The organism is Sphaerisporangium sp. NPDC049002 (assembly GCF_040649355.1).
In the GTDB taxonomy this organism is placed as follows: domain Bacteria; phylum Actinomycetota; class Actinomycetes; order Streptosporangiales; family Streptosporangiaceae; genus Sphaerisporangium.
Map to the genome: position 1 here is coordinate 1 of NZ_JBEZFH010000288.1, position 7,232 is coordinate 7,232.

At 71.0% G+C, this 7,232-nt stretch carries 8 protein-coding genes; 1 reads left to right on the plus strand and 7 read right to left on the minus strand.

Features of this window, described 5'->3' with window-relative positions; translation table 11 throughout:
- From AB0B89_RS33380 to AB0B89_RS33395, 4 genes are all read right to left on the minus strand, one after another.
- On the minus strand, positions 1-610 hold a 610-nt coding region (locus AB0B89_RS33380; RefSeq protein ID WP_358560755.1), incomplete at its 3' end, for an FAD/NAD(P)-binding oxidoreductase.
- The gene (locus AB0B89_RS33385) at positions 607-807 is read right to left on the minus strand and encodes a ferredoxin (protein WP_358560758.1); all 201 of its coding nucleotides are present in this window, start codon (positions 805-807) and stop codon (positions 607-609) included. The genes AB0B89_RS33380 and AB0B89_RS33385, both read right to left, overlap by 4 nt.
- A gap of 20 nt (positions 808-827) precedes the next feature.
- Positions 828-1,487 (minus strand): TetR family transcriptional regulator, encoded by a 660-nt coding sequence (locus AB0B89_RS33390; protein ID WP_358560760.1) that lies wholly within the window; start codon positions 1,485-1,487, stop codon positions 828-830.
- A gap of 2 nt (positions 1,488-1,489) precedes the next feature.
- Positions 1,490-2,710, minus strand: a complete 1,221-nt coding sequence (locus AB0B89_RS33395; RefSeq protein ID WP_358560763.1) for a cytochrome P450 — start codon at positions 2,708-2,710, stop codon at positions 1,490-1,492.
- Between the two features lie 114 nt (positions 2,711-2,824).
- Between AB0B89_RS33395 and AB0B89_RS33400 the strand changes: the two genes are divergently transcribed.
- Complete coding sequence (locus tag AB0B89_RS33400; protein WP_358560766.1) at positions 2,825-4,297, plus strand: MFS transporter; 1,473 nt, start codon at positions 2,825-2,827, stop codon at positions 4,295-4,297.
- Positions 4,298-4,366: 69 nt separating this feature from the next.
- Here AB0B89_RS33400 and AB0B89_RS33405 read toward each other — a convergent pair whose 3' ends face one another.
- The 3 genes from AB0B89_RS33405 to AB0B89_RS33415 are packed head-to-tail and all read right to left on the minus strand — an operon-like array spanning position 4,367 to position 7,130.
- Complete coding sequence (locus AB0B89_RS33405) at positions 4,367-5,260, minus strand: carbohydrate ABC transporter permease (protein WP_358560769.1); 894 nt, start codon at positions 5,258-5,260, stop codon at positions 4,367-4,369.
- Between the two features lie 2 nt (positions 5,261-5,262).
- A complete protein-coding gene (locus AB0B89_RS33410) occupies positions 5,263-6,189 on the minus strand; it encodes a sugar ABC transporter permease (protein ID WP_358560772.1) in 927 nt (308 codons plus the stop codon).
- Positions 6,186-7,130, minus strand: coding sequence for an extracellular solute-binding protein (locus AB0B89_RS33415; RefSeq protein ID WP_358560775.1), 945 nt, complete (start codon positions 7,128-7,130; stop codon positions 6,186-6,188). The genes AB0B89_RS33410 and AB0B89_RS33415 overlap by 4 nt, the downstream gene beginning before the upstream one ends.
- Positions 7,131-7,232 lie beyond the last annotated feature (102 nt).

Below are 7,232 nucleotides of genomic sequence, written 5' to 3' on the forward strand. Positions count from 1 at the left end.
GGGGGACAGTGTCTGGTGGGTAGTTTAACTGGGGCGGTTGCCTCCTAAAGGGTAACGGAGGCGCGGCCAGGGGCGCCGGTTGAGGGCCGGCCATCGTGACGGCCAGTCCCATCCCTCGCGCGGTGGCGGCGATCTCGGCGCCGAGCACCCCGTCGCCGACGACCACGCATCGCGAGGAAGCCAGCAGGTCCGCCCGCAGCGCCAGGGCGTCGTCCAGCGTGCGCAGCGTGTGGACCCCGGACAGCCCGGCCTGCCCGGCGAGCGTGCGAGGCCGCAGTCCGGTGGCGACGACGACGGCGCCGGCGCGCAGGGCACGTCCGGACGCGGTGTGGACGGTGCGCGTCCGGGTGTCCAGGCCGACGGCCGCGTCGCCGAGCACGAACTCGGCGTCCAGCGCCACCAGCGCCGCCTCGGGCCGTAGCCGGGCCCGGTCAGGATCCCAGGCGCCGGCCAGGACCTGCTTGGACAGCGGCGGACGGTCGTAGGGCAGGTGCGGCTCCGCGCCCAGGATGCTCAGGCCGCCCCGGTAGCCCTTGCGGCGCAGCGCCTCGGCGGTGGCGATCCCGGCCGCGGAGGCGCCGACCACCACGACGCCGGACGGATCGGTCACACGCTCTCGCTCAGCTCGATGGCGGCGGCGGGGCAGACGGCGGCGGCTTCACGCACGCTCGCGCGCAGGTGCTCGGCGGGCTCCGCCGCCAGCAGGATCACGATGCCGTCGTCTTCGCGCTGGTCGAACACCTCGGGCGCGAGCAGTACGCACTGGCCCGCGCCGCAGCATTTGCCCTCGTCCACGCTGATCTTCACAGATCTGCTTCCTTCCTGTCTCAGGGGATGCGCGCGTCCGGCGTCACGGGCGCGGACCACAGCCCGACGATCGCGTCGATCAGCCCGTTCGCGACGCCGTGCCAGCTGGAGCGGGGGGTCGGCTTACCGCCGGCCAGGGCGCGTTCGTGCTCGGCGCACACGTGCACCATCAGGTGACTGGTCATGTCGCCGCGCTCGGCCCGCACCTCGGCCGGGAGCGCGGGAAGGCAGCGGTGCAGCCCGTCGACGATCTGGACGAGCGTGGGCGAGGTGAGAGCCTCCTCGATCATGATGTCGCGCAGTGCGGGGTCGGTCATCACCTGCGCGCCGAACCGGGCGAACCAGGTCGGGTTCCCCATGGCGGCCAGGTGCTCGCAGACCGGACGCACCAGGCAGGACACCCAGTCGCGTACTTCGGTGGAGCCGCTGACCTCGGCCACCATCCGCCGGCGGATGCCCTCGATCCGCTCGGCGTTCTTGCGCGCTATGGCCCGCACCAGGTCGGCTTTGGTGCCGAAGTGGTAGCCGACCGCCGCGTTGTTGCCCTGTCCGGCGGCCTCGCTCACCTGACGGTTGGACACGGCGAACACCCCGTGCTCGGCGAACAACCGCTCGGCGGCCTCCAGGATGTGCTCCCGCGTCGCGCTGACCCGCTCGGCTCGGAACGTCCTGCCGTCCATGATCACCACCGCACCGGGACCTCGCGCAGCCCGCCGACGACCAGCCCCTCAAGGCGGCGCAGGTCCGCGACCGCGACGGCCAGCTCCAGGGACGGGAGCCTGCGTACCAGCACCTCCAGTACGACCTGCAGCTCGGTGCGGGCCAGCGACTGCCCGAGGCACGAGTGCGCCCCGGCGCCGAAGGCCAGGTGCGGGTTCGGGCTGCGGCCGAGGTCCATGTCGCCGGCGCCGTCGAAGACGCTCTCGTCGCGGTTGGCCGCCGCCATGCTGCACACCACCGTCGTGCCGCGCGGCAGCAGCGTCCCCCCGACCTCCGCCTCCTCGCCCAGATAGCGCGGCATGCCGAACCCCGAGTTGGCGTCGAACCGCAGCGCCTCCTCCACCGCCGGACGTACCAGCGACCGGTCGGCCACCAGCCGCTCCCAGCGCCGCCGGTCGACCAGCAGCATGCCCACCATCTTCCCGATCATGTTGGCCGTGGTCTCGTGCCCGGCCACCAGCAAGGCGATGCCGGTGGCCACCAGCTCCGAATCGGACAGCCCGCCGCCCTCGGCATCGGTGCCCCTGATCAGCTCGCTGAGCAGGTCGTCATCCGGCTCGGCCCGCTTGGCGGCGACGTGAGCGGCCATGTACCGGACGAACTCGGCCTGCGCCGCGTCGATCTCCGCTTGGCCGTACCGTGTGAGGTTGAGCAGCGTGTCGGACCAGTAGGCGAACCTGTCCCGATCGGCGGCGGGGACGCCGAGCAGATCGCAGATCACGTACACCGGCAGCGGGAAACCGAGGCTCGCCTTGAGATCGGCCGGATGCCCGAGCGCGACCATGTCGTCGACGAGCCGCTCGGCCATCGCCTCGATGCCGGGCCGCAGCGCCGCCATCCGCTTGGCCGTGAACCACTTGCCGACCAGGCGCCGCCACCGCTGGTGCCCATCCCCGCCCTGCGGGATCGTCATCGCCATCTCGGTGTTGAAGACCCCTCCCGACTCGCTGTCGGAGATCCGGGCCGCGTCCTTCGCGTTCAGCCGCCGGGTGAACCGCGGATCGGACAGCACCTGCCTGACATCGTCGTAGCGGGTCAGCAGCGACGCCTCGTCACCGCTGGGGAGCTTCACCAGGGCCACGGGGCACCGCTGCCGCAGCCGGGCCCACTCCGCGGGCGGTTCCAGCGCCGCCGCGCCCGGAATCGGATAGCTCAGCACCTGCTCGCCGTCACCTTGGCTCACTGCGGCCTCCTCCGAATCTGACTGCCCGTGTGCGGTCAGTAAACCCGGGCTGTTATTTTAAGTCAAGCGCTTGAATTATTACCTTTTGCCGCCAGCCGAGTCGGAGGCTTCGCCATGCCCCCTGTCCCCGCCGCACCCGCCCAGGCAGCCGGCCCGCCGCGTGCGAACACCATCGTGGTGGTGCTGGCTCTCGCGGGGATCGTCGTCGCGCTCATGCAGACCCTGGTGATCCCGTTGATCCCCCAGCTCCCCGCGCTGGTGAGAGCCTCGGCGTCCGACACCACCTGGGCGATCACCGCCACGCTGCTCGCCAGCGCCATCGCGACGCCGGTGGTGGGACGGCTGGGAGACATGTACGGCAAGCGGCGCATGCTCCTGCTCAGCCTCGTCCTGCTGGTCGCCGGTTCGGTCGTCGCCGCCCTCAGCGACACCCTGGCGCCCCTGGTCGCCGGACGCGCCCTTCAGGGCCTGGCCGCAGGCGTCATCCCGCTGGGCATCAGCATCATGCGCGACGAGCTGCCGGCAGAACGGCTCGGCGCCGCGACCGCGCTGATGAGCGCCTCGCTCGGCGTGGGCGGCGCTCTCGGCCTGCCCGCGGCGGCCCTGTTGGTCGAACGGGCCGACTGGCACGCGTTGTTCTGGACGGCCGCCGGCCTCGGCGCGGCCGCCATCGTCCTGGTGCTGAGGCTCGTACCGGAGTCCGCCGTCCGCACCGGAGGACGCTTCGACCTGGTGGGCGCGGCCGGGCTGTCGATCGGGCTGCTGTGCCTGCTGCTGGCCATCTCCAAGGGGGCCGGCTGGGGCTGGGCCGGGGCCTGGACCCTCGGCCTGTTCGGCGCGTCGGCCGCCGTGCTCCTGCTGTGGGGCTGGTGGGAGCTGCGCGCCGGGCAGCCCCTGGTGGACCTGCGCACCACCGCTCGCCGGCAGGTGCTGTTCACCAACCTCGCCTCCGCGGTGTTCGGGTTCGCGATGTTCGCGATGTCCCTGGTGCTCCCGCAGGTGCTGCAGTTGCCGAAGGCCACCGGCTACGGTCTCGGGGAGTCGATGCTCACCGTGGGCCTGGTGCTGGCGCCGTCCGGTCTGGTGATGATGGCCACGGCACCGCTGTCCGCGCGCGTCTCGAAGGCCAGGGGCCCGAAGGTGACGCTGATGCTCGGCGCCGTCGTGGTCGCCGCCGGCTACGGCCTGAGCATCGGGCTCATGTCGGAGATCTGGCACCTCGTGCTCGTGTCGGCCGTGATCGGAGCCGGGATCGGCCTCGCTTACGGAGCCATGCCCGCGCTCGTCATGGGGGCCGTGCCGGTGTCGGAGACGGCCGCCGCCAACAGCCTCAACACGCTGATGCGGGCCATGGGGACCTCGGTGTCGAGCGCGGTTGCAGGCGTCGTCCTGGCGCAGATGACCGTCACATTCGGCTCCGTCGCCCTCCCGTCCGCGGACGGCTTCCGTGTGGTCATGGCCATCGGCGCCGGCGCGGCGCTCGTCGCCCTGCTGTTCGCGTCCTTCCTTCCCCGCCGCGCCACCGCCACGGCGACGCCGCACGACATCGCCCCGGCGCCGGCCACGGTGCCCTCCGCGGGTTCGTGACCACGCGGTGGCCGACCGCGAGCGGGGCGAGGCGCCCGGGTCCACCGGGCGCCGGCCCCGCCGGCGCGGTCACTTGCCGAAACCGGCCGTCAGGCCGCTGAGCAACTGACGGCGGCCGACCACGTACAGGATCAGGATGGGAAGCGTGGTCAGCACGACGGAGGCGAGCACGGCCGGCACGTTCACGCTGTACTGCCCCTGGAAGGTCCACAGCGCGAGGGGCAGCGTGCGCTTGTCGGGGCTCTGGGTGAGGATCAGCGGCAGCAGGAATCCGTTCCAGATCGTCAGCGCGTTGTAGATCGACACCGTCACCACGGCCGGCCGGGTGAGCGGGAAGGCCAGGCGCCAGAGCGTCATCACCTCGCCCGCGCCGTCCAGCCGCATCGACTCGAACAGCTCCTTGGGCACGTCGCGGATGAAGTTGGCGAGGACCAGCACCGACAGCGGGATCGCGAAGGCGATCGACGGGAGGATCAGCGCCGTCAGCGAGTCGTACAGGCGCAGCCGGATGATCATCAGGTAGATCGGGATGATGGTCGCCTGCAGAGGGATGGCCAGGCCCATGAGGAAGAGCGCGTTCACCCCGCGCAGGAACCGGTGGGCGCCGCCCCGGACGATCGCGTACGCCGCCATGAACGCGAACGCGACCGCGGGGACGACCGCGCCGACGGTGACGATGAGGCTGTTGAGGAAGTACAGCGGGAAGTCGGACTCGATGACCAGCTTGTAGTTGGCGAGGGTCGGCTCGGTGGGCGGCGCCAGCGGGTTGGTCGCGTAGTAGGTGCTCTGCGCCTTGAAGCTCGTGATGGCGATCCAGTAGATCGGAACGATCACGACCGCCAGCCACAGCCAGCCCGCGGCCCCGCCCAGCCAGTTGGGGCGCTCCCCGCTCCCGCGCGGCCGGCGCCCGCGCGTTCCGGCCGCCGCGGTCCGTTCGAGTCCCGTCGTGTGGGTGATGCCCATGGTCAGGCCCCTTCGAGCTGGCTGGCGTCGGCGCCGCCGCCGCCGAGCCGGCGCAGGAGCAGCGCCAGGGCGAGGCCCACGAGGACGAGGATGACCGCGATGGCGCTGGCCGGTCCCATGAGGTTGGCCTGGAACCCGCGCTTGTACATGTCCAGGGCGAGCACCCGGGTCGCGTCGGCCGGGCCGCCAGCGGTCAGCACGAAGATCAGGTCGAAGAAGGTCAGGGAGCCGACCACCATGAGGGTGGAGGAGGTGATGATCGTGTACTTGAGCTGCGGCAGCGTGATGCTGAAGAACTTGCGGACCCGGCCCGCGCCGTCCAGCTCGGCGGCCTCGTACATGGAGCGCGGGATCTGCCGCACGCCGCCCTGGTAGATCAGCGAGTGGAACGGGATGAACTGCCACGACACCACGAAGATCACGACGCTGAAGGCGAGGACCGGCTCGCCGAGCCAGTCCTGTGTGAGCAGCCCGATGTGCAGCCCGGCGCCGAGCCCGAAGTTCGGGTCGAGCAGCGCCTTGTAGGTGATGGCGATGGCGGCCGAGCTGAGCAGCAGCGGGATGAAGTACAGCACCGCCAGCACAGCGCGGTAGCGCTGGTGCCCGGCCAGGAACACCCCGATCAGGATGCTGGCCGGCGTCTGGACCGCCCAGGAGGCGGCCATCACCAGGAACGTCACCCACAGCGCGTGCGGAAGGCCGGGGTCGGCGAGCACGGCCCGCCAGCTCGTCAGCCCGGACAGCCGGATGTCGCCGAGCCCGTCCCAGGACGTGAAGCTCAGGACCAGGACCCCGACGAGCGGGATCACCCCGAAGGCGACGAACACCGCCAGGGCCGGCACGGCCAGCCACGGAAGGACGCCGCCGCGCGCCCCCCGAGTGGCGGCAGGCGGCGTCCCTTTCCTGGCGGGGGCGGCGAACGCGCTCAACTGCCGATGACCGCGTTCATGTTCGACACGAACTGCTGCGGCGTGATCGACAGCTGGAACAGCTTGGCGATGTTGTCCAGCAGCACCTCGGCCGCGGTGGGGCTGAGCGCCTGGTCCCAGGACTGGGCGAACGACTTGGCCTCGCTCGCGACGCCGTAGACGAACTTCAGCCAGTCGGCGTCCTTGGAGGAGGCGAACGAGCTGTCGGCTCCCTTGACGATCGGCACAGAGCCGATGCCGACCCACTCCTTGACCTCCTGGTCGCTGAGCACGCCGGTGGCGAAGAACTTCTTGGCGATCTCCTTCTGCTCGGCGGTCGCCTTGGAGGAGATCGACAGATACTGGCCGGGGTTGCCGACGGTGTTGCTCGGGTCGCCCTTTCCTCCCTCGACCGGAGGGAAGTTCATGTAGCCGAGGTTGCCGCCGGAGACGAAGTCGCCGCCGTCGGTCGACATGCTGCCGTAGGTCCAGGTGCCGTGCAGCATCATCGCGGCCTTGCCGGTGTACAGCAGCGCCTGGTCGGCGTTGGAGTCGGCGGTGATCGAGGAGAAGCCCTTGATGAACCCGTCCGCCTTGACGAGCTCCTGCAGCTTGGTCAGGGCGTCCAGGGCGGCCGGGTGCGACCAGGCGTCCTTCTTGGCGTCGAACACGGCCTGGAACACCTCGGGGCCGCCGATGCGGTCGAAGAGGAACTCCAGCCACATCATGTTCGTCCAGCGGGACTGGCCGGCGAGGGAGAACGGTGCGATGCCGGCGGCGTTGAACTTGGGCACCAGGTCCATGATGTCGCCCCACGACTGCGGCGGCTTCGCGCCGATCTTGTCGAAGAGCTTCTTGTTGTAGAACAGGACGATGGGCGCCACGGTCTCGCACGGCATCGCGTAGATCTTGCCGTCGACCGTCGCCGCCCCGAACGAGGAGGGGAACAGCCGGTCCTTCACGGCGGGTCTCGTGACCGTGGAACGCGCCCTCATCGTCGCCACCCTGCGCACGGGCGAGCCCGCGCCCGACAGCGTCACGGCGCTCTGGCGCGACGGCCTCGC